Origin of the sequence: Modicisalibacter sp. MOD 31.J (genome assembly GCF_020147985.1) — a bacterium.
GTDB lineage: Bacteria > Pseudomonadota > Gammaproteobacteria > Pseudomonadales > Halomonadaceae > Modicisalibacter > Modicisalibacter coralii.
Genome location: NZ_JAGXFF010000001.1, coordinates 882,696 through 904,338 on the forward strand (window position 1 = coordinate 882,696; position 21,643 = coordinate 904,338).

The window sequence follows — 21,643 nt, forward strand, 5'->3', positions numbered from 1 at the left end:
GCCCATCATCCACGGTGCATCATCCCTTGCAAGCCTCGATATAGTCCGTCATGACGTCCTCGATGGCCGCGAACAGCAAGTCCCGTGCGCGAGGCGCCACCACCTCGTTGCGCACTTTCTTGAGCAGACCGCCGAGATACTGGGCGATCAGTGGTTCGGGAATGTCGACCCCGTCGAGCTGCTGCAACAGCGCCTCCACGGCGGCCTTGGCTTGCGGTTCCGGCCAGTAGTAACGGATACGGTCACTGTAGGAAAAGTGGCGCAACAGCGCCTGTTCCTGCGCGGAGCCTTCATAGTACTTCCGCCAGTTGTCCGGCGATGACAGCATCACCGCTTCCATGGTGTCGCGCAGGCTGTGACGCCCTGAGTCGGGATAGAGTTCGGTCGCGATCATGTCGAGACCGTAAAGCGCCTCGCGCAGGGCAAAGGTCAAGCCGGGCCCGACCTTCAGGATGGCGAAGCCGTCCTCGACCAGCGCGGCGAGCGCCGAGGGTGGCTGGTAGTCGGTGGAGTGGGCTTCGAAGACCAGCCCCGGAAGATCGTCGAGGGTCCGGCTCAGTGCGCTGGCTTCGCTGGAATCGTAGACGATGACATTGTGGTTGCCGAATTCGACGCCGGGCTGAACCACGGCGGCGATGACACGCTCGAAGGCGTCTTCCAGGCCGGCCTCGCGGAAAGCGCGACGATGGACCGCGACGGTTTCGCGTACCGCGGCGGGGCGGGTGACCTCGAGGCCCTCGATCGCCTCCAGGGCGCCACCCGGGACGGGGACCTCCGTGCCGATGATATACACCGGCGCCTGGTCGGGGTCGGGGCTGGCCCCCTCGGCGGCCTTGGCCAGGCGTGCGGCGCGGGTGGCGGTCTCGGCATCCTCCAGGGCGATCGGCTCGCCGGCGCAGCCCATGGAACAGTCGAGGTGTAGCTTGGTGAAGCCAGCGGCGGCGTAGGCGCGAATCATCGTCTCGGCCTTGCCCATCGCGGCTTCGGCATCCAGCGCCTTCCACGGGTTGGGGCCGAGATGGTCGCCACCGAGGATGAGTCGCTCGAGGGGAAAGGACGCTCGCTCGGCGATGCCCACCACCATGGCGCGAAAGTCAGCGGGCGTCATGCCGGTGTACCCCCCGTCCTGATTCACCTGATTGCAGGTGGCCTCGATCAGCAGCGGCAGGCGCGTGGTCAGCGTGGCCCGCATCGCCGCTTCGAGCACCAGGGGGTGGGCCGAACACACCGAGGGGATGCCGGAGGGGCCCGGTTGCTGGCGCCAGGCCGCGAGGTCTCGAATCGAGGGTACGGTCATGAGCGGGTCTCCTGTGAAGCTAGCAAGCTGTCGAGCTGATGTCTGGTGGCCGCGCCTTCCATGGGCCCGAGGCGAGTGACCGCGTGGGCCCCGGCGGCATTGGCGTAGCGCAGGGCGATTTCCGGTGCGGCACCATTCAGCCAGAGGGCAACGAAGGCCCCGCCGAAACAGTCGCCGGCGCCGGTTGGATCGATTTCCTCCACCGCGAGTGGCGCCACGTCCGTGCGCCCGTCGCGGCAGTAGTGGCTGGCGCCCTGGCTGCCTCGCTTGACGACGATGTCCCTGATGCCGAGGCCAAGCAGATCGTCCACGGCGTCCTGTTCCGTGGTGGCCTCGGAGAACAGGAAGATTTCGTCGCCGGACGGCAGAAACAGATCGGTCTGGGTCAGCATGTCGGCGAGCGCCTCCCGCAGGCCGGGGGTGTCGAGCATTTCCGCCCTGAGGTTGGGGTCGAAGCTCACGCTGCCCCCACGCGCCTTGATGCGCTGTGCCGCCGACCTGGCCTGCGCTGCCATGTCGGGGATGATGAGGGCGGTGCCCATGATATGCAGGTGATCGCAGCTTGCGATCAGGGCTTCGCCGGCCGTGGTGGCGGGGAGGCGGGCGGCAGCGCTTTGCGGCAGGGTGAAGACGAAGCGCCTGCTGCCATCGGGACGGTAGCGGACGAAGGCGCAGCCGGTGACTTCGCCGGGGGCGATCTCGATGCCGCTGGTGTCGACGCCGTCATCGCGCAGTCGATCGATATTCAGATGACCGAAGTCGTCGTCACCGACGCGACCCAGGATGGCGCAAGCCTGGCCCATGCGACCCACCTGGTCGATGAAGATGGCCGGCGCGCCCGACGGGTAAGGGCCCGTCAGAGGCTGTGCCTCGCCAAACCCATCGCCCTGGGTCGTCGCCACGAACTCCACCAGGATCTCGCCGATAGTGAGTATTTTCTGGCTCATGGATTACCCCTTCTGACGCTTGGCGCGGACGTCGAGCCACACGGCCACCAGAATCACCAGCCCCTTGACGATCAGCTGATAGAAATAGGGCACCGAGAGCATGTTCATGCCATTGTTGAGCGCGCCGATGATGAGGGCCCCGATCAGGGTGCCGACCATCGTCCCGACGCCGCCCGCGAGACTGGTGCCTCCCAGCACGGCCGCGGCGATGGCATCCAGCTCATAGCTGATGCCCGCGTTGGTCTGCGCGGAATACAGGCGCGACGACATCATGATGCCGGCCACCGCTGCCATCAGACCGGAGATCATGAAGATCGAGATCTTCAGACGGTCGACCTTGATGCCCGAATAGATGGCCGCTTCACGGTTGCCGCCGGCGAGGTAAGTCCGCCGCCCGAAGGTGGTGTGAGCCAGCAGCAGGTGATTGAGGACGAACAGGCCCACCACGATCCAGATGATGATCGGCACGCCGGCCACGCTGCCGGTGCCGATCGCTGTCCAGGTAGGGTCGGTCAGCATCGCCGGGGCGCCATTGGTCGGGAGACTGACCATGCCGCGGTAGATGCTCATGGTGGCGACCGTCACGATGAAGGCGGGCAGCATCAGCTTGGCGGTCAGCACGCCATTGATCAGGCCCATCAAGGCTCCCGCGATCAGCGTGATGACCAGGGCCGGCATGAAGCCCCAGCCAAGCCCGATGACCTGGGCACCCACCATGCCGGCGACCGCCAGCATGGAGCCGACCGAGAGATCGATATCGCCCAGCAGGATCACCCAGGTCATGCCGAAGGCCAGCACCGCGATGACGGCAACCTGCTGCAGGATATTCATGAAGTTGGCGAGCGACATGAAACGCTCATTGGTCAGCGAGAAGAAGACGCACAGCGCGATCAGCGACAGGAAGATGCCGCCGTACTGGCGTAGCGCCGACTTCAGGCGTTCGTGACTGGCGGGGGAAAATGAGGTCATATTCATGCGTGCTGTCCTGTAGCGTGGGCCATGACACCTTCGGGTGTGGATTCGGCAGCGGGCAGGATGGCCGCCAGGCGGCCTTCGGACATGACGGCGACGCGATCGGCCATGCCGAGTATTTCGGGGAGTTCCGAGGACACCATGACGATGGCCGTGCCCTCGGCAGCGAGCTGGCGAATGAGCCGATAGATTTCGAACTTGGCGCCCACGTCGACACCACGGGTCGGCTCGTCGAGGATCAGCACTCGCGGGCGGGTGGCGAGCCACTTGGCCAGGACCACTTTCTGCTGGTTGCCCCCGGAAAGCGTGCCGACCACCGTCTCGATGGAATGGGTGCGTACCCCCAGGCGACTCACTTCATCGCCGGCCTGGCGTCGCTCCTTGGCGTTCTGCAGGACGCCGCCGGCGGAAATCTGCGCCAGCGACGCCATCGTGATGTTGGCGCGCACGGTCTGGTTCAGCACCAGCCCCTGCTCCTTGCGATTCTCGGTGACGAAACCCAGCCCCTTGTCGATCGCATCGGCGGCATCGGCCAGTTGCACGACCTCGCCGGCCAGGCGGACCTGGCCGGCCGCACGACGCATGCCGAACAGGGCATTCATGATCTCGGAGCGACCGGAGCCGATCAGCCCGAAAAAGCCGAGAATCTCGCCGGCATCGACGTGAAACGAGATATCGTTGAACTCCCCGGGGCGTGTGAGCCCCTCCACCGATAACATCGGTGTCGCGGGGCGTTCTTTCGTCTCGGCCAAGCGCGGTGGAAACATGTTTTCCATGGGGCGGCCGACCATCAGCGAGATCAGTTCCGAGGTCGTCGTCTCATCCTTCTTCAGCGTGGTGATGTATTCGCCGTCGCGAACGACGGTGATGTCGTCGGATAGACGCATGATTTCTTCCATGCGATGCGAGATATAGATCACCGCCTTGCCACGCTCGGTCAGCCGGCCAATGATGCGAAACAGAAGCTCCGCCTCCGAGTCGCTCAGCGATGAGGTCGGCTCGTCGAGGATCACCACGTCCGCGTCGTGACTCAGCCCCTTGGCGATCTCGACCAGCTGGCGCTGGGCCATGGAAAGATCGCCCACCCGTGCGCGCACGTTGATGGGCAGGCCGAGGTCATCCACCAGCGCCCTGGCGGTGGCAACCAGCTTGGCATCGGAAATCCAGCCCAGTCGCGAGGGCTCCCGGGTCGCCAGGATGTTTTCGGCCACGCTCAGGTTGTTACACAGGCTGAGTTCTTGAAAAACGATGGACAGCCCGCTGCGTGCAGCCTCCTGGGGCGTGGCGGGGGCATAAGGCTTGCCCCTCAGCCACATCTCGCCTGCGCTCAACGGATGAACGCCGGCGAGGATTTTCATCAGCGTGGATTTTCCCGCGCCATTCTCCCCGAGTAGCGTGTGGACCCGACCGCGCTCAACCTGCAAGTCCATGCGTTTCAAGGCGGTTACCGGGCCGAAATGCTTGGCGACTCGGCTGAGACTGAGAAGCGGCGGTTGCTGGGGACTGGACATGACACACCCTTGGATCGATGAGGCGAGCGGTGGCCATCCAGGCAGCCACCGCAGGGGAGGGCATTACTTGCCGGTGTAGACGCCGGGCACGATGGGCTGCTCGGCCGGCACCGTTTCCCCCTTCATGACCTTGATGGCGGTCTGTACCGCCTGGCGGCCGATCTCATCCGGGTACTGCTGAATCACGCCGACCATGACCGGGTTGGTGTCCACCGCCTCGCGGGCTTCTTGCATGCCGTCGAAGCCGACCACCTTGACCTGGTCTTCCAGATTGGCGGCCTTCACGGCGACGCTGGCCGCGAGTGCGGCATCGTCACCGAAGCCGAAGATGCCATCGATGTCGGGATTGGCCTGCAGCATGTTCTGAGAGACGGCGAGGGCCTCGGCGCGGGTCGTGCCGGTCTGCTGGGCCACGATCTCGATGTCGGGATACGCCTTGAGGCCGTCCTTGAAGCCCTCGATGCGAGACACGACGGATTGCACGGTGGGGTAGTCAATGATCGCCACCTGGCCTTTCCCGCCGAGTTCCTCACCCATCAGTTCGGCGGCTCGCTGCCCGCCGGTGAAGTTGTCGGTACCGATATGGGATGTGACTTCCACGCCCTTGGCGGGTACGTCGACCGTGATGACCTTAATGCCCGCCTGTTGGGCCTTCATGATCGCCGGTAGTACGCCCTGGCTGTCCACCGGCGAGATGATCAGCACATCGACGCCCCTGACGATGAAGTCCTCGACGTCGGCAAGCTGCTTGCTCAGGTCCTGGTTGGCGATCGAGACATCGAGTGACACGTCACTGGAGGCCGCTTCCTGCTGCATGGCTTCTGACAGCTGGATATAGAACGGATGCTGCTGGGTCAGCAACGAGGCGCCGATGCCATCCGCCCAGCTGATCGAGGCGTTAAACGCCAAAGCGGCAGCACCGATGGTGGAAATCGCCTTGCGAAGAATGCTCATGGACTACTCCTGTGAAGCCTGGCCGCTGCGAGCAGGGGCCTGATGTGGCGGAAACTGCGTGGATGGTCTCGTGAAAAGAAATTTATATACACGTGTAAAGTTTCGCCACACGACTTTGGTCGGGTAGGGCGGGCCGTACGGCCAAGCCTGCCAATGCGTCAGGGGTCGATGGAGCCGCCAAGTCGCTGAGACCATGCATCAAGCGTTTGCCGGGCTGGTCTCGGCCGAAGCCCGGCGAAAACGGTGGGAGCCGACAGCCGGCTGCCTTGTGGGAGTGCCATTACGGCGGACGAGTCTATGGCCGAAGACGTGGCAGCAATCTGGCCGCTATCCGCTTTGCTCTCTCGACCGGTTGGAGATTGCCCTCACGCAGTACACCCATGACGGCGCCATCGATGAGCAGTTGAAAGTCGCGGGCGAGTTCGTCGCTGAGTGAGTGGCCGGCCTGCTCGAGCACGCGAGCCATGATCTGTATCTGGGCCAGCTTGTGCGCTCTGGCGATGCGGTGGGTCTCGCTGCCGCGGTCGGCAGCTTCAACCATGGCGTTGATGAAGGCGCAGCCCCGAAAGTCGGCTTGTCCGTAGCGCTCGGCGATGACATCGAACACGCCAAGGGGCGAGCTGCCATTGGCGGCAATCCCTGCCTCGAGTGATGCCAGGGCCCTCTCATTACGGTGGCGTAGCACGGCATGAACCAGCGCGTCCTTGCTTTCGAAGTGACGATAGAACGACGCACGCCCAACCCCGGAGGTTTCAATCAACTCACTGATGCCGACCGCATTGATGCCTCGTTGATAGAAGAGCGCTTCCGCCGTCGCGATCAGTCGTTCACGAGCCTGTGTCGGCATGGCTTTCCCCTCCGAGATGTTGACTCTGGATGGTAATGATCGGTACCGTTATGTGCAAACGGTACCGGTCGGTTCCGAATCGGAGTGGCGTGTCACGGGCATCATCGCTGCGAGAGAACGAGTTCGGAGAGGAAGAGGCCCATGTCACAACTCACCACGCTCGCTATCACGGCACTGCTCCTGTTCGGCTCTCCGGGGCCAGGCCCCATGACAATCGTGGCGACATCCGCCACATTCGGCGTCCGCAAGACGCTCTCGCTCTATGCGGGCATTCTGACCGGGCTGGCGCTTTCGATGGTGGCCTCCGCCCTTGGTCTGGCGGCGCTGCTGGTGACCTGGCCGAGTGCGAAGCTGACACTGCAAATCGTCGGCGGGCTTTACGTGCTCTACCTCGCCTACCGTATTGCCACCACGCCGCTCGACACGAACGCGGCCGAAGGCGCCCGCCTCACGATGCGCGATGGCATTTTGCTCAACGTGCTCAACCCGAAGTCCTACGCGGTATTGCTGGTGATCTACTCTCAGTTCTTACTGCCGATATCGCCAACGGCCATGGCTTACATGGCCACCATGGGGGTTTGCCTGGCGGTGGCCGTTTTCACCAATATCTTCTGGATGTGCGTCGGCGGTGCAATCCGGCCGCTCGTGCAGCGACCCCTTTTCTCCCGATTGCTACGTCTTGGCTTCGCTCTGCTGATGGTCGCGGCTGTCTCCTGGGCTTTTATTCAGAGTTGAGCCCATCAGGATTCGATGCCCTTATTTAACTTGCTGAAAATAAAGGGATAACTATCCAGTCTATTTTTCACTATACCATCAGGTATGCCAGTTTGATGACGGTTGGATGAGTGCCTTGATTCACCTGCACTGATAAGTATTGGTAGGAAAGTCGATGTTGGTGGTGTTAGCGCGGTCTATAAACTTGAAACTAACACCACCATGTTTCTTTAGGATAAGTGGAAGCCAAAACCTAATTTATAGCAACTGTTCGCTTTATTTCTTCGATTGACGCGTTTGGCAAATTCATCGCATCAATGTTTTGATGGACTATCCAGTTTCTCGCTTCTTCCTGAGACATGCCAGTTCTTCTGGCGAATCTGTTTAGTTTTTCGGATGTGTATCTAGACAACCCTAATCCTATGAAGCTTATCATTGTAGGTGAGCAAGCTCCGACTTCTAAATACATTGGAATGGTGGGTATCGATGGTAGAAGTTCCTTCATGCCGTATTTTTTTAATACTAGTTCAAGTACGGCGTTGTAGCATGAAAACAATCTGACATACTTGAATCGTAGTCCAGTTTCAATTTCTGTTAAGGTTTCTCTAATCACAGTTGAAATATTAGAGTTTTTTCCGATCTTTTTTTTGTACTTCAGGTTGTCGTCTATTATCTGAGGCAGAGAGGTGCCTTTCATCCATCTGATCGCCATCATTGAATAGTATGTATGGGATTTGTCCTCTTTAGGGATCTTAAGTATTTCTCCATGGCACCTTTTTATCACTGCAACGTATGAGTTGTAGGCGTGTTTGTGTAATGGGTGCTTAGGTATGATCCCTTCAGGGCCATATTTTTTTAAACTTTTTTCTAACCTTTCGAATAGTGCTTGCTGTCGATGTACCGATACTGTTGGTGAAGCAAGAAGGGCGCCACGGTCAATAGATGAGTTTTTCAGAGAATTAGAAACGGAATCAGCCAGAAGTGATCGCTCTGGACTGTTTTTCGGCATGCCTAATCGATCTAGCGTGGCATCCAGCCTACCTTCTAAGTGATCCCTGGCCAATTTAACAAAGGTATTTTCTAACTCATCGTTATTGTTTCTGTTAGGTGCTCGATCAGGGTCGTTAATATAGTCAATAAGCTCGTGGGTCTGGTCGATAATCTGGTTCTCAAGAGATGGCTGGACTTCCAAGTCCCTGTTGCCCTCCATTGGTTTGTTAGCCCAATCATCGTAGTCTATTAAAAATATATTCCCTGTAAATTCTTTTCCTAGTCTACCCGCACGGCCTGCTAGGTTCCAAAAATCATTTGATGAGATCGGTTTGTCTTTCCCCTTCTGTGGCTTGTGCAAGAAGAGATTTTTAGCCGGAAGGTTTACACCATAAAGTAGTGTGCTGGTGGTTACCAAATAGTTCAATTCACCATGTGAGAAAGCATCTTCAATGGCTTTTCTAACAAGTGCTGGAAGCCTTCCATAATGAAAGCCGACACCGCCTAACACACTTTCTGATAGCTGATAGTTAGGGTGTATCGCTTCTTTTATAAAATCAGATAATTCCCTAATATATGGTGTCGGCTTAGACTTTTCTGTATCTGCTAAGCCAAAGGCCAAGTCCTCACACTCTTTGGGACCCAATGCATAGACTAGACTTTGGCTTCCTCTCCCTAGAGTTAAAGCGATATTTGTTAACTTGCTTTGGTGATCTAATAATGGTTCATCTGAATTAATGCTGCCAAGAGGTGATTTGTTTCCCTCTGTCAATAGGTACAAATCTGCGCAGAAAGGTGAATCTATCCTACAGTCTACGAAGATGATATCTTGTCCCACGACGGCTTCATCCGTGTAAACTGTTCGTGATGTCCGCCCAAATGTTCTTGAGACATTTCCCGGATCTTGAATGTTTGGCCCTGCAAACAGTAACTGTAGATTTTCATTTCTTACCAATGCATCATCTATTACTGAGGAAAGAAGAACTCCCCTTGCGCCATCCGCGATGCTTTGCATTTCATCAATTAGCATCAGTTCAAACTTTAGCTCAGGATGTGCTGCTTGTAGAAGCTGCATGCGTTCCTGAGTAACGACATATACGCCTCTCTCAGGCAAGGGAGTGGATGCTGGTATCGGTGTCGTTATGAGTTCAAGAGACGTGTCAGCATGCTTGACCCATTTTGATACCTCTCCGGACACTTGGTTGATTAGAGCGCGAGAAGGTACTAGGAATGCAATATTGTTTGCTGTTCTCTCTGATAGAAGCTTTCTTGCATAGGCTTGTAATATAAAAGACTTTCCTGAAGATGTCGGGGCTGATATTCCGATGCTGCTTCCTGTTAATAGTTCTTCCCACAACTGTTTCTGAAAATCTGTTAGTGTTTCGCTTTCTTTCCCCCACGTCGCTAGGTTTTTTTCTTTTCTAATGCTTGACTCAGCTAATAGCTGTACTGGTAGTTGGTCCTCAGAAAGTGCGAATTTTTCTAAGGCGTATTTCAGAGCCGGAAAGTTACCTATGCGGCTCAATACAACAATTAGCAGGGATGATACGCCTGGATAAATATTGTTCGTCGACTCAGAAGCAGAAGTGGCAATTTTATAGGCCGCTTCTCTGTGCTCGTTGTTTTCTGAGAGTGCCAATATGGCTGCGCTTTGTAATAATCTTCGCAATGATTCTTGGTCAAAAGTGGAGTTTGATGAGTTAAAGAATTTTTTCTCAAAATGATGGCTTCTAAAAGCTTGCATTTCTTTATGGAAGCTCTCATGTTCCCAGACTCGCTCTGTAAGCTCTTTAATCATTTCGGCCAGCCAATTTTTTCTTGAAATTTGTCACGAAACTCTTGCGCAGAGGGCACGGGCAACAAAAAGAATTCAAACCTTTGATCAGAAAGCCCTTTGGCTTCAATATTGTCGTTTAACTTCTGGATGAACCTGTTTGCTATATTGGTTAACTCTTCAATGAATTCTTCTTCTATCGCTGCACTTTCTAATTTGTCGGAAGTTGGGCCGTTTTGACTAAATATTAGCAGGCATGAATGTGTGGTTATTCTATCGTTTGACTCTTCGCAGTAAGGGTCCAAGTACTGCAAAAACGCCTCTCTAGCTTGATCGTCAATATTGGTCAAATCTAGATAGCTGGAGATGATGTCGATTTCTCGGCCTTCTTGCTCATCATCAATAAATTCTTTGATTGAGTCCAATGCGCTAGATAAGGCTGATTCAACAGTAGCATGAGCCTTAGATTCACCCCAGAATATGTTTAGCTTTTTTTCTTGTGGTTGATACTTTGCATGTATTCCATCTGTTCCATGGACTGGCATTTGATGATTGGTTTTTAAGTACATTTTAGATACGATTTGAGGGGCTTTTAAAAGCCACTCATTGAAAATATACAATACTATCTCGCCAGCTTCTCCAGACCTATTGCTCCCTTTTTTAGCCCTTATAAATAACTTTCTGGCTTTTTCTTGGAGAGCGGTCATTGCTCGCCCGGCCGCAACTAAGTCGCCGGAGGATGCATCTGAAACTGATTTTTCTATTTCTTTTCGAGGTATGCAGAAAGGTATTATATGTTCAGAGATTATGTTGATGAAGTCTGTAAAAGTCTGCTTTCCATCTCTGAAGGAAATGTAGCTGCATCTTATATTGACCCTTTCTCCACAACTGGAGGCGTTAATAGGTAAATGCTTGATCCTTGGAGACAGTGATGAGAAGTCTCCGAGGAGGGTGTTGAATGTACTTTCTAAGCCTTGTTCCAACGATGGTCTCCCTACGCTAGCTTGACGTCCTTAACTTCATAATGGTTATCATTTTGAAATTCGTGAGGCTTGCTCAGGCTTTGTCGAGCATGCAGCCATCAATGCTTCTCTTCTAAGTTAGCTTGACAAGCCCGGTGAACGCTACCCCACCGTGAGCAGGACGTACTGAAACTGCATAAATTCGCATAAGTGTAGGGCGTCATGTGATCCCGCGCAGGCCCGGCTGTGGCGTGCTCCCAAGCCAAGTGCATCAGTGCATAAAAACGGACACGTTTAGCGCGCGGGTGGGGAGGGGCGTCGACAGCGCGCCCTGGGGCGCCGGGGCCTGCATCGCTGGCGGGTGGCCACGGCGGCCGTACTGGGCAGGGAAGGCCATGGGGATGCAGTGCTGGCTTCTCGACAACGACGAGACGAATCGTGTCTCGCTAAGATAAGCTCGAACGAATCATCGGGGATGGACGTTCCCCGCTTCGATGCCATCACGACCCACGAGGACACGCCACGATGGACGTTGCCGTATGGATGACCTATCTCGGTGTCATCACCGCACTCATCCTGTTTCCGGGCCCTGTCGCCTTGCTGTGCATGCACCATGGGCTGCGCCATGGCCGGCGACGCGCCTTGGCGACGGTGGTGGGGGGCGCCATGGCTTCGCTTGCCTTGATGGCGCTGTCGTCCCTGGGGCTGGGGGCGATCCTCGCGACCTCTGAAACCGCCTTCCTGGTGTTGAAGGCCGCCGGGGCGGTCTATCTGGTCTACCTGGGCGTGCAGGCATGGCGATCCCCCGCAGAGCCGATGGCCGACCCGGCGTCGGAGCCGGATGCCGTGCCGGCGGGTCATCGTTCCCGGTTCCGGCTGTTCGGCAAGGGCTTTTCCGTGGGGATCAGCAATCCCAAGGATCTGCTGTTCTTCGGTGCGCTCTTTCCCAACTTCATCGACCTGGGCCAGCCGCAATGGTCGCAGTTCGCGATTCTGGCCATGACGTGGCTCGCGGTCGATCTGGCGACGATGACCACCTATGCCTCGGTGGGCTCGACGGTCAGCCGCTGGTTCGGTACGTCGCGCCGCGTGCGCCTGTTCAACCGCACCACCGGCGGGCTTTTCATGGCAGCGGGAGGGGCGTTGGCCACCTCACACCGCTAGCCATTGTCTGAAAACTGTCTGCGCTCGGTCATACGGCGTTAAAAATCAGCTCAAAATGCTCATTTACACCCCTGTAAACTCCGCTTTTTCGCTGATTTTTGCCTTGTCTGACCTTCGCTCGCCGAGTTTTCAGATAATGCCCAAGGCTTCACAGAGATCAGGAACCCCATGGAATCGAAAGCCCTGCACCGGCCCATCGCGGTCTTCGATGCCGGCATCGGCAGCTACGCCATCGTGGCGGAGATACAGCGGCGCCTGCCTCGTCAGGACGTGATCTACTTCGCGGATCGCGCCAGTTTCCCCTATGGGAGCAAGGCGCCCGACGAGCTGGCCCGGGTCATGGAGCGCACGTTGCGCTTTCTGGAGACGTTCGAGCCCTCGGCCATCGTCGTGGCGTCCAACGCGCCATCGATCACCGTGCTCGATGCGGTGCGCCCCATGACGCGGCTGTCGGTCTTCGGCGTCTTTCCGCCCCTCGCGGCGGCGCTGGCCTGCTCGGCCACCCACGCCGTGGGCATCATGGGCGTCGAGTCGCTGGTCGAAAGCGAGATGCTCGAGGACTTCGTTGCCTCCCATGACCTCGCCGGGGCCAGTGTCGAACTGATCAATGCCTCGAGCATGGTGGAACTGGTCGAGAGCGGTGCGTTTCTGTTCGATCCGCCGGGCACCCAGGCGAGCGTCGACGACTTCGTCGAAACCCTGTTTCGGCGCAAGCCCGACATCGACGTGCTGACGCTGTCGAGCACCCACCTGCCGTGGCTCAAGGCGTTTTTCGAGCGTGCGCGCCCTCAATGCCGGTTTCTGGACCCCGCCGAGAGTGTGGTGGCGAATCTCGGCCCGGGGACCCCGGGCACGGGAATGGTCAGGACGCTGGTCACGGAAGACGCGCGTTACTCCGTCGACGATTTCCGGCGCATGCTGGATCGGTTGGGCGTCGATCTCGCGCTCGAGGTCGTGCAGGTGCCAGGGCGGGGCTAACGGGATCATGACGACGCCGGCGCTGGCCGCTTACGGCCAGCAGCGGGCTTCGGCGAGGCGGCGCTCAACTGCGGGCTTCGGAGAGTGTGGCAATAATGGGCGCGCCTTTCGTCACGATGATGGTGTGTTCAAATTGCGCGGATAGATTCGAGGGATGGCCAACGAGGGTCCATCCATCATCCGTTTCGGTGACCGAGGTGCTTTTCGTGGACAAGAACGGCTCTATGGCGATGACTTGCCCAAGCCGCAGCCGCCGTGTGTCACGCGGGTCGAAGTAGCTGACGATACCCTCCGGCTCTTCGTGCAGGCTGCGTCCTACGCCATGGCCAGCGAGATTCCTGATGGTCTTGAACCCGTGCGACTTCGCCGTGCGCTGAATGGCCTTGCCGATTCTGTTGATGGGGGCGCCTGCTCTGGCCTCCGCTAGCGCATGCTTCAAGGCCAACTGCGTGGCATGGCACAGTCGCGCTTTATCCGTCGTGACCGGTGGCACGACGATCGTGCCGCCCGTATCGGCGAAATAGCCCGCCATCTCGGCGGAAACGTCGATATTCACGATATCGCCGGCCTGAACCACTCTCTCGCCGGGAATGCCATGCGCGGCCTCTTCATTGATGCTGATGCAGGTCGCGCCGGGGAAATTGTAGGTCGTCCGGGGGGCCGACTTGGCTCCCAGGCTTTCCAGCAGTGAACCTCCCAGTTCATCCAGCTCGGCTGTGGTCATTCCCGGCTCGACGGCATTCAGCATCGCATCGCGAACCTTGGCGACGACCCGTCCTACCTCCATGATTCCATCGATGTCTTGCTGGCTTTCTATGGTCATATAGGTGCCTTTATGGTTTCGAATGCCGTGATTCCGGAGGGGACTGCTGGAACGGCTTGGAGGGGTGGGGCAGGTGCCGATAGAAGGGTGGCGCCCCCATCAGGATTCGAACCTGAGACCTTCCCCTTAGGAGGGGGATGCTCTATCCAGCTGAGCTATAGGGGCGAGGCGAGCCGAAGCGCATTATAAGCGTCTGACCCGTCGAGATAAACCCGCCGGTCGCTCGGGCGATCTCAGGCGAGTTCCCGCATGGGTCGCAGGGGGTTGGCCGGCACGGCATCGCTCGCCAGGTAGTGGGCGATGACCTCCTCGGCGGGCATCGGTTCGCCGAACAGGAAACCCTGGGCCAGGTCGCACTGGAACGCTCTCAGCGCCTCCAGTTGCGCTTCGCGCTCGACGCCCTCGGCCAGCACCTTGCGATGCATGGCGTGTGCCATGTCGATGATGCCGCCGACGAACTGGCGCTGGTTGGCGCGGGTATCGATGTTGTTGATCGCGCTGCGGTCGATCTTCAGGGTGTCGATCGGCAATTGACTGGCGTAGGTGATCGAGGAGATCCCCGAGCCGAAATCGTCCAGGGCGATGGATGTGCCCAGCTGCTTGGCCTCGAGCAGTTGGCTGCAGGCCAGGTCGAGGTCGTGGAACTGGCTGGATTCCAGCACCTCGATGGTCAGGTAGGGCGTGGCCAGGCCGAGGGCGTCGCGGGTCTCGGTGATGGCGCGCAAGAAGCTGCCGGTCTCGATCTGATCCTGGGACAGGTTGATGCTCACGGTGGTGGTGAAACCGTGACTCTGGAGCTGCTTGGCCATGTACCCGGCCTCGCGGACCAGCCATTGGCCGAATGGCAGGCTCAGCGAGGAGTGCATGATCACGTCGATGAAGTGCTGCGGGCCGAGCACCCCCTCCTGGGGATGACGCCAGCGGGTCAGCGCCTCGAAGCTGTGGGTATGGCCGCTGGCCAGGTCGACGATCGGCTGGAAGTAGAGTTCCAGTTCCCCATCCTCGAAGGCTTCCTTGATGCGCTGGAAGGCGTCCTGACTGCGGGCCTCGATGTATCGGTGTGCCCGGGCGATACGATTCTTGCCGCCCAGCTTGGCCTCGTACATGGCCTGGTCGGCGCTGTCGATGAGGGTGTTGGTACTGAGCCGGTAGTCGTTGGTGAAGGCCAGGCCGATCGACACCGAGATGCCGACCAGTTCGCCATTGGCGAGCTGGAAGGGCTGGATCAGGTCGTCGATGATCTTCTGCGCCACCTTGGACGCCTTGTCGCCGTTGCCCATGCCGGTCAGGGCGATCACGAACTCGTCGCCGCCGAAGCGGGCGACGATGTCGGTGCTGCGCATCAGGCGCTTGAGTCGCCGGCTCACCTCGACCAGCAACTCGTCCCCGGCGGCATGGCCGTAGCCGTCGTTGATCGGCTTGAAGTCGTCGAGATCCATGAACAGCACCGCGATCCCGCTTTCGGTGAACTGCAGGCTGGTCAGGTGGGTCTCGAGCATGGCGATGAAATGCTCGCGGTTGTAGAGGCCGGTGAGCGGGTCGTAGATCGCCATGCGTTCCAGGCGCGCCTGATTGAGGCGCTGCTGGGTGATGTCGCGGAACACGCTGACGTAATTGACGACCTCGCCCGTATCGTCGCGCACCGCCGAGATGGTGGTGTTGACGATCAGCTGGCTGCCGTCCTTGCGGGTGTTCCAGATGTCGCCGGACCAGAAGCCGTGCTGGTTCACCGCGGTGAACATCGACTGGTAGAAGGTGGCGTCGTGCTTGCCGGAGGAGAGCATCTGGGGGGTGTGGCCCAGCACTTCCGCGCGCTCGTAGCCGGTCAGGCGGGTGAAGGCCGGGTTGATGTCGATGATGATCTTGTCGGCATCGGTCACGGTGATGCCATCGTGGGTGCTGTCGAACACCGCCATGGCCAGCCCCAGCCGGCGGTGATCGGTGACGTTCTGCTGGATGCAGATCAGATAGCGATGCCCGTCGTGGTTGGCGACCGGCGACAGCGTCATCTCGATGCGCAGGTGCGTGCCGTCCTGCAGGGCGTACTCGATGGTTTCCTTCAGGGCCCGGTTCTCGTCGAGTACCCGACGTATCGGCTCGCGGATGTCTTGATGCGAGGGGCCGGGTTGCAGCAGGCGGCAGTCCTGGCCGATCAGCGCGTCCTGCGTGCGACCCGTCAATTGCTCGAAGCCGATATTGGCGAAGAGCAGCGGAAAGCCCTCGCGCTCGCCATCGAGCACCGTGATCGCGATGCCGGGTAGCTCCAGCACCCGAACGACGGACTCGATCAGAGGCGGCAGTGGGACCAAGAGCGATACTCCTTTGGCAATCGACGGGCTATCACCGGGTTATCGGCCGAAGGTGGCCGAACTTGAGCGCTTTTTCATGCCAGGGGAACCGCCCGACGCGGGGGCCGGGCGCAGACATTCTTGCGGCCAGGGCGTAGACTGGCGGTTTTTTCACGAGACGCTGAGTGTGGACGATCGCATCTTCGACGGTCTGGCCGACAAGTTTGCCGACAGTCTCTATGGCAAGCCCCGCGGTGCGATTCGTCTGGCCCTGCTCGAGCATCTGCTGCCGCGCACCCTGACGCTCGACGGGCAACCGGCGCTGGACGTCGGCGGCGGGCTGGGGCAGATGAGCGCCTGGCTGGCCGCGCGTGGCCACCCGGTGACGCTGGCCGAACCGTCGGCGGACATGCTCGCCCGGGCCCGCGAGACGCTCGCCGGCCACGCGGGTATCACGCCCCTTCCGGCGACCCTCCAGGCATTGCCCCAGCGCGCGCCGGGCCCCTGGCCGCTGATCGTCTGCCATGCCGTGCTCGAGTGGCTGGCCGAGCCGCGTGCGGCGATCACCACGCTGGCTTCGCTGCTGGCGCCGGGGGGCGAGCTCTCGCTGATGGTCTTCAACCGCGACGCGCTGCGTTTTTCCAACGTCATCAAGGGCAATCTGGCCAAGGCGCTGGATGACCGCCTGGCCGGAACCGGCCGGCGCCAACGGCTGACGCCGATCGCGCCGCTGACGCATGCCCAGGTCGATCAGTGGCTGGCCGAGGCGGGGCTGGTGGTCGAGCACGTCGCCGGCATCCGCATCTTTCACGATTACCTGCGCCATCCCGAGCCGGACGAAACCGAGCTGGCCCGCCTGATCGAACTCGAGCGCCGCTACTGTGACGTCGAGCCGCACTGGCGCCTGGGCCGCTACCTGCTGTATCACGTGCGCAAACCCGAATCCCCACGAGGTGGAGACTGCCGATGAGTGCCGTTACCCCGGTCTGCCAGTTGCTCGCGCGCCAGGCATTCGACTACCGCGACTGGTTGTGGGTGGCGCCACCGGACGATCCCTGGCTGCGCGATACCGGCGGCGCGCTCTGGAGCGCCGATGCCGCGACCGCCCGGGCATGGCGTGACAGTACCGGGGCGATGATCCACGAGTCGCTGGAACCGGCGCTGGGCGCGCCGCCCGGCGCCGTGCTGTTCTGGCCCAAGGCCCATGCGCTGGGCGAATGGTGGCTGCTGGCGCTGTGTCGTCAACTGCCCGCGGGGACGCCGTTGCAGGTGGTCGGCGAGAACCAGGGCGGCATCAAGCGGGTGCTCAAGGTGCTGGCGGCGCTGGGCCTGGGCTGTCGCAAGCGCGACAGCGCGCGGCGCTGCACCCTGTTCGAGACACGTACCCAGCCGGTGGCGCTGGATCCCGACGAGCTCTGGTCGCGCTTCGAGGCGGCGGGGCTGACGCTGGTCAGCCATCCCGGGGTGTTCGGCCACGGCAAGCTCGACGACGGCACCCGGCTGCTGCTCGATCACCTGCCCGGCGATCTGGGGCAGGGCGGGGCGCGGCTGCTCGATGTCGGCTGCGGCGATGGCATCATCGCCGCCCGGCTGGCCCGCCAGGGCGGCGAGGTCACGGCGCTCGACGTCAGCGCCTTCGCCGTCGAGGCCACGCGGCGTACCCTGGCCGCCAACGGCCTGAACGGGCGCGTGCTGCACAGCGACGTCTATTCGGCGCTCGGCGAGGGCGAGCGCTTCGCGGCGATCGTCAGCAACCCGCCGTTCCATCAGGAGCGGCGCGTCGATTACGGGCCCGTGGCGCGCCTGATCGACGAGGCGCCGCGTCACCTCGAAGCGGGCGGGCAATTGCTGCTGGTGGCCAATGCCTTCCTGCCGTACCCGGACCGGCTCGAGGCGGCATTCGGTCAATTCACGGTGCTGGCCGACGACCGGCGTTTCCGGGTCTATCATGCCATCAGGCGTTGAAGGGTGTTCGACAAGGAGAGAGCAATGGCGGGAAGTCTGCGTGGGGCCCTGGTACTGGGCGGGTTGCTGGCCGTCGGGCTGGTCTGGGGCGGCAGCTATATCGAGGGCGCCGCCGAGGTCTGGCAGCAGGCGGGACGTAGCGTCACCGTCAAGGGGCTGGCCGAGCGAGAGGTCAAGGCGGATCTGGCGCTGTGGCCGCTGCATTACACGGTCAATGCCAACGACCTGGCGGATCTGCAGTCGGCGATGGCCCGCGACGAGAAGACGATTCGCGATTTCCTCGCCGGGCAGGGCTTCGACCCGGCCTCGGTCAGCGTCGCGCCACCCCAGGTGGTCGATCAATACGCCAATCTCTATGGCAACCAGCGGCCCGACGAACGCTACCGCGGCGAGGCCACCGTACTGCTGCGCACGCCCCGGGTGGATGCCGTCAAGACGGCCATGCCGCTCACCGGGGAACTGGTCAAGGCCGGTGTCCTGCTCTCGCCCAATTTCGATTACCGCACCGAATTCCTGTTCACCGGCCTCGAGGCGATCAAGCCGGACATGATCGCCGCGGCGACCGCCGATGCGCGCCGCGCCGCCCAGCAGTTCGCCGAGGACTCGGGCAGCCGCGTGGGGCCGATCCAGCGCGCCACCCAGGGGTATTTCTCGATCGAGGATCTCGACAGCTACACGCCCGACGTCAAGAAGGTGCGGGTGGTGACGACCATCGATTACCAGTTGCTCGACTGAGAGGGTGTTTACAAAATGCCTGCGCTCGACAATACGGCGTTAAAATCGGCCTCAAAATGCTCATTTACCCCGTGTAAACTCCGCTTTTTCGGCCGATTTTGCCTTGTCTTGCCTTCGCTCGCCTAATTTGTAAACACCCTCTGAGCGCCGGGTCAGCCGGCCGGGTCGCGATAGTCGATGGCGGTGATCAGATAGGTGGTCTCGCCGCCGGGGGCGGTCACCGTTACCTCGTCGTCGAGCGCCTTGCCGAGGAGCGCGCGGGCCAGCGGCGCATCGACGCTGATCCAGCGCTTGGCGGTGTCGGTCTCGTCGTGGCCGACGATGCGCAGCGCCAGTTCCTCGCCGTCCTCGTCCTCCAGGGTGACGAAGGCGCCGAAATAGACCCGCTCGGTGTCGGCCGGCAGGCGGTCGACCACCTGCAGCTCGTCGAGGCGCTTGCCGAGGTAGCGGATGCGCGCGATGACCCGGTTGAGTTCCTTCTTGTTGTAGGTGTAATCGGCATTCTCGCTGCGATCGCCCAGTGCGGCGGCCTCGCCGACCTTGGTCGAGAGTTCCGGGCGGCGTACCCGCGACAGGTGATCGTGGATGCCCTTGAGGCGGGCGAAGCCCTCCGGGGTGATCAGGTTGCTCTTCTTCTCCTGACGCGGGTCCTTGGCGGGATCGCGCCAGCGCGTCATGTTGCGACCTTTCATGGCATCGTTCTTGGCTGGGGGAATCCGCGTACCCTACGCAACGCCGCCGGGTAGGCCAAGCCCCCGGGGCTGTCTCTACGACCAAGACCGCATGGCGGCTCATTCAAACGTTCGTTACATTTTTCTCGGTCCTATCCGATTCCACCCGATGCAGGAGCGAACGCGATGCGCCTCACCCGATCCCTGACGACGTTGCTGTGCAGTGCCCTGTTGCTGATGCTGGCGAGCGCCGCCCAGGCGGCTCCCGATCCGGTCTTCCCGCTGATCAAGCGCTGGGCGAACATCAACTACCAGATGCAGGGCGATGCCCAGGAAGACGCCTTCGCCGCGCTGGCCCGGGATGCCGAGAAGCTCGCCGAGGCACGGCCGAACGACGCCCACGTGCTGACCTGGCAGGGCATCATCCTGGCCTCCCAGGCCAAGGCGAAAGGCGGCCTCGGTGCGCTCGGCCTGGCCAAGCAGGCCCGTGGCGCGCTGGAGAAGGCGATCGAGATCGACCCGAACGGCGACGACGGCACGGCCTACGTGACGCTGGGGACCCTCTACGCCAAGGTGCCGGGCTGGCCGGTCGGCTTCGGCGACGACGAGAAGGCCGAGGCGCTGCTCAAGAAGGCGCTCGTCATCCGCCCCGACGGTATCGATACCCTCTACTTCTACGCCGACTTCCTGCATGAGCAGGGGCGTGACGCGGCGGCGCTGGAGTACGCGCAGCGTGCCAGCAAGGCCCCCGACCGGCCGGGACGCGACGCCTCCGACAAGGGGTTGCGCCGCGAGATCGCCGCGTTGCTCGACGCCTTGCAGTAGCCGTCAGCGTGGCGCCGGGGCGACGGGCCGCTTGGAATCTATCCGTCGCCTCGGGATAATGGGCCGCATTGTGCCCGCGATGGGCGCCCATCCCAGGCCAGCGAGGGGCCCATGAACGACAAGCCGAGCGCGGACGTGGCGCATTTCGACAGCGCCGATGTCGAGCGCATCGAGACCCGACCGCTCTACCAGGGGTTCTTTCGCCTGGAACGCCGGGAGTTGCGCCATCGCCTGTTCGACGGCGGCTGGAGCGACGTGATCACCCGCGAGGTGCACGTGCGTCACGACGCGGTCGGGGTGCTGCTCTACGACATCGAGCGCGACGCCGTGGTCCTGGTCGAGCAGATGCGCGCCGGTGCGCTCGAGGACCCGGTGAGCCCCTGGAAGCTCGAGCCCGTGGCCGGGCTGGTGGAGGCCGGCGAGGTCCCGGCCGACGTGGCGCGTCGCGAAGCCGTCGAGGAGGCCGGTTGTCATATCGACGAGCTGATCGAGCTGTATCGTTACTATCCGAGCCCCGGTGCCTGCGACGAGCGGGTCACGCTGTTCTGCGGTCTCGTCGACAGTACTGGACTGGGCGGCGTGCATGGTCTGGCCGAGGAGGGCGAGGATATCCTGGTGCATGTGCTACCTTTTGCACGCGCCTGGGAACTCCTCGAGGCGGGACGACTCGACAATGCCATGTGCCTGATCGCCCTCCTCTGGCTGGTGCGCGAGCGGGCCTCACTGCGAGCAAGGAGATGAATTCGTGGCCAAGACCGCCTATGTCACCGATCTGAAATCGCTCCAGGCGGAGTGCTCGGCCAACTATCTGCGCCTGTCACGCCTGGTCGGCGAGCTGGAGCCCGGCGACGTTCGCGAACTGCCGCTGGCGAGCCAGGCCGGCCGCTTCGGCACGCTGTGGCTGGAAGTGGTCGAGTGCGCGCCCTATACGACCATCGCGCGCGTGGCGCAGACCGGGGTTCTCGACGGGATCATCGACTCGCCGCGCATGACCGTGCACCTCTATCACGACGTGCGCATGGCCGAGGTGACCGACTTCCAGCGCCAGCGGCACTTCAGCGGCCGCTACCGCTATCCCAACCCGCGCATGCACCAGCCGGACGAAAAGCTCCAGCTCAATCGCTTCCTCGGCGAGTGGCTCGAGCACGGTCTGGCCCACGGCCACGCCGCCGATCTTTCGCCGCTGCGCTGATCCCTGCCCCGACGGCGCTCGCGTCGTCTCGCCT

Annotated in this window: 20 protein-coding genes and 1 tRNA gene; 9 read left to right on the plus strand and 12 right to left on the minus strand. The window is 60.9% G+C overall.

Features of this window, described 5'->3' with window-relative positions:
- Positions 1 to 19 precede the first annotated feature (19 nt).
- The 6 genes from KGR00_RS03900 to KGR00_RS03925 form a co-directional block, all read right to left on the minus strand.
- Complete coding sequence (locus tag KGR00_RS03900; RefSeq protein WP_224417584.1) at positions 20 to 1,297, minus strand: D-tagatose-bisphosphate aldolase, class II, non-catalytic subunit; 1,278 nt, start codon at positions 1,295 to 1,297, stop codon at positions 20 to 22.
- Positions 1,294 to 2,244 carry a sugar kinase gene (locus KGR00_RS03905; RefSeq protein ID WP_129142056.1) on the minus strand — a complete coding sequence of 317 codons (951 nt, stop codon included), beginning with the start codon at positions 2,242 to 2,244 and terminating at the stop codon, positions 1,294 to 1,296. The genes KGR00_RS03900 and KGR00_RS03905 overlap by 4 nt, the downstream gene beginning before the upstream one ends.
- A 3-nt stretch (positions 2,245 to 2,247) precedes the next feature.
- Positions 2,248 to 3,219 carry an ABC transporter permease gene (locus tag KGR00_RS03910; protein WP_224417583.1) on the minus strand — a complete coding sequence of 324 codons (972 nt, stop codon included), beginning with the start codon at positions 3,217 to 3,219 and terminating at the stop codon, positions 2,248 to 2,250.
- Positions 3,216 to 4,727, minus strand: a complete 1,512-nt coding sequence (locus tag KGR00_RS03915) for a sugar ABC transporter ATP-binding protein (protein WP_224424160.1) — start codon at positions 4,725 to 4,727, stop codon at positions 3,216 to 3,218. The genes KGR00_RS03910 and KGR00_RS03915 overlap by 4 nt, the downstream gene beginning before the upstream one ends.
- 63 nt (positions 4,728 to 4,790) lie before the next feature.
- On the minus strand, positions 4,791 to 5,681 hold the full coding sequence (locus KGR00_RS03920) for a substrate-binding domain-containing protein (RefSeq protein ID WP_224417581.1): 891 nt from the start codon (positions 5,679 to 5,681) through the stop codon (positions 4,791 to 4,793).
- 295 nt (positions 5,682 to 5,976) lie between these two features.
- A complete protein-coding gene (locus tag KGR00_RS03925) occupies positions 5,977 to 6,528 on the minus strand; it encodes a TetR/AcrR family transcriptional regulator (RefSeq protein ID WP_224417580.1) in 552 nt (183 codons plus the stop codon).
- 141 nt (positions 6,529 to 6,669) lie between these two features.
- Here KGR00_RS03925 and KGR00_RS03930 point away from each other — a divergent pair, with 141 nt between their 5' ends.
- Complete coding sequence (locus KGR00_RS03930) at positions 6,670 to 7,263, plus strand: LysE family translocator (RefSeq protein ID WP_224417579.1); 594 nt, start codon at positions 6,670 to 6,672, stop codon at positions 7,261 to 7,263.
- A 232-nt stretch (positions 7,264 to 7,495) separates the two neighbouring features.
- On the opposite strand, the gene KGR00_RS03935 is transcribed toward KGR00_RS03930, so the two are convergent.
- Both KGR00_RS03935 and KGR00_RS03940 read right to left on the minus strand, forming a co-directional pair.
- The gene (locus KGR00_RS03935) at positions 7,496 to 10,030 is read right to left on the minus strand and encodes a DEAD/DEAH box helicase (RefSeq protein ID WP_224417578.1); all 2,535 of its coding nucleotides are present in this window, start codon (positions 10,028 to 10,030) and stop codon (positions 7,496 to 7,498) included.
- Entirely contained in the window at positions 10,027 to 10,989 is a 963-nt protein-coding gene (locus KGR00_RS03940) for a DUF1837 domain-containing protein (RefSeq protein ID WP_129142050.1), read from the minus strand. Before KGR00_RS03940 ends, KGR00_RS03935 begins: the two co-directional genes overlap by 4 nt.
- A gap of 522 nt (positions 10,990 to 11,511) precedes the next feature.
- Between KGR00_RS03940 and KGR00_RS03945 the strand changes: the two genes are divergently transcribed.
- Together KGR00_RS03945 and KGR00_RS03950 are read left to right on the plus strand one after the other, a co-directional pair.
- Complete coding sequence (locus KGR00_RS03945; protein ID WP_224417577.1) at positions 11,512 to 12,132, plus strand: LysE family transporter; 621 nt, start codon at positions 11,512 to 11,514, stop codon at positions 12,130 to 12,132.
- Between the two features lie 168 nt (positions 12,133 to 12,300).
- On the plus strand, positions 12,301 to 13,110 hold the full coding sequence (locus KGR00_RS03950; protein ID WP_129142048.1) for an aspartate/glutamate racemase family protein: 810 nt from the start codon (positions 12,301 to 12,303) through the stop codon (positions 13,108 to 13,110).
- Between the two features lie 64 nt (positions 13,111 to 13,174).
- Here KGR00_RS03950 and map read toward each other — a convergent pair whose 3' ends face one another.
- The 3 genes from map to KGR00_RS03965 form a co-directional block, all read right to left on the minus strand.
- Entirely contained in the window at positions 13,175 to 13,933 is a 759-nt protein-coding gene (gene map, locus KGR00_RS03955) for a type I methionyl aminopeptidase (protein WP_129142047.1), read from the minus strand.
- An 88-nt stretch (positions 13,934 to 14,021) separates the two neighbouring features.
- A tRNA-Arg gene (locus tag KGR00_RS03960) sits at positions 14,022 to 14,098 on the minus strand.
- 68 nt (positions 14,099 to 14,166) lie between these two features.
- Complete coding sequence (locus KGR00_RS03965; protein WP_129142046.1) at positions 14,167 to 16,242, minus strand: GGDEF and EAL domain-containing protein; 2,076 nt, start codon at positions 16,240 to 16,242, stop codon at positions 14,167 to 14,169.
- Between the two features lie 160 nt (positions 16,243 to 16,402).
- On the opposite strand from KGR00_RS03965, the gene KGR00_RS03970 reads away from it, so the two are divergent.
- The 3 genes from KGR00_RS03970 to KGR00_RS03980 are packed head-to-tail and all read left to right on the plus strand — an operon-like array spanning position 16,403 to position 18,921.
- On the plus strand, positions 16,403 to 17,191 hold the full coding sequence (locus tag KGR00_RS03970) for a methyltransferase domain-containing protein (RefSeq protein WP_224419815.1): 789 nt from the start codon (positions 16,403 to 16,405) through the stop codon (positions 17,189 to 17,191).
- Entirely contained in the window at positions 17,188 to 18,186 is a 999-nt protein-coding gene (locus tag KGR00_RS03975) for a class I SAM-dependent methyltransferase (protein WP_129142044.1), read from the plus strand. The genes KGR00_RS03970 and KGR00_RS03975 overlap by 4 nt, the downstream gene beginning before the upstream one ends.
- A gap of 24 nt (positions 18,187 to 18,210) precedes the next feature.
- Positions 18,211 to 18,921, plus strand: a complete 711-nt coding sequence (locus KGR00_RS03980; protein ID WP_129142043.1) for an SIMPL domain-containing protein — start codon at positions 18,211 to 18,213, stop codon at positions 18,919 to 18,921.
- A 152-nt stretch (positions 18,922 to 19,073) separates the two neighbouring features.
- Here KGR00_RS03980 and greB read toward each other — a convergent pair whose 3' ends face one another.
- Positions 19,074 to 19,613 carry a transcription elongation factor GreB gene (greB, locus tag KGR00_RS03985; RefSeq protein ID WP_224417576.1) on the minus strand — a complete coding sequence of 180 codons (540 nt, stop codon included), beginning with the start codon at positions 19,611 to 19,613 and terminating at the stop codon, positions 19,074 to 19,076.
- 165 nt (positions 19,614 to 19,778) lie between these two features.
- Here greB and KGR00_RS03990 point away from each other — a divergent pair, with 165 nt between their 5' ends.
- The 3 genes from KGR00_RS03990 (at position 19,779) to KGR00_RS04000 (ending at position 21,609) form a co-directional block, all read left to right on the plus strand.
- Positions 19,779 to 20,417, plus strand: a complete 639-nt coding sequence (locus KGR00_RS03990; protein ID WP_129142041.1) for a hypothetical protein — start codon at positions 19,779 to 19,781, stop codon at positions 20,415 to 20,417.
- Between the two features lie 111 nt (positions 20,418 to 20,528).
- Positions 20,529 to 21,158 (plus strand): NUDIX domain-containing protein, encoded by a 630-nt coding sequence (locus KGR00_RS03995; protein WP_129142040.1) that lies wholly within the window; start codon positions 20,529 to 20,531, stop codon positions 21,156 to 21,158.
- Between the two features lie 4 nt (positions 21,159 to 21,162).
- Positions 21,163 to 21,609: a DUF1249 domain-containing protein gene (locus KGR00_RS04000; RefSeq protein ID WP_129142039.1), complete on the plus strand. Its 447-nt coding sequence runs from the start codon at positions 21,163 to 21,165 to the stop codon at positions 21,607 to 21,609.
- Positions 21,610 to 21,643 lie beyond the last annotated feature (34 nt).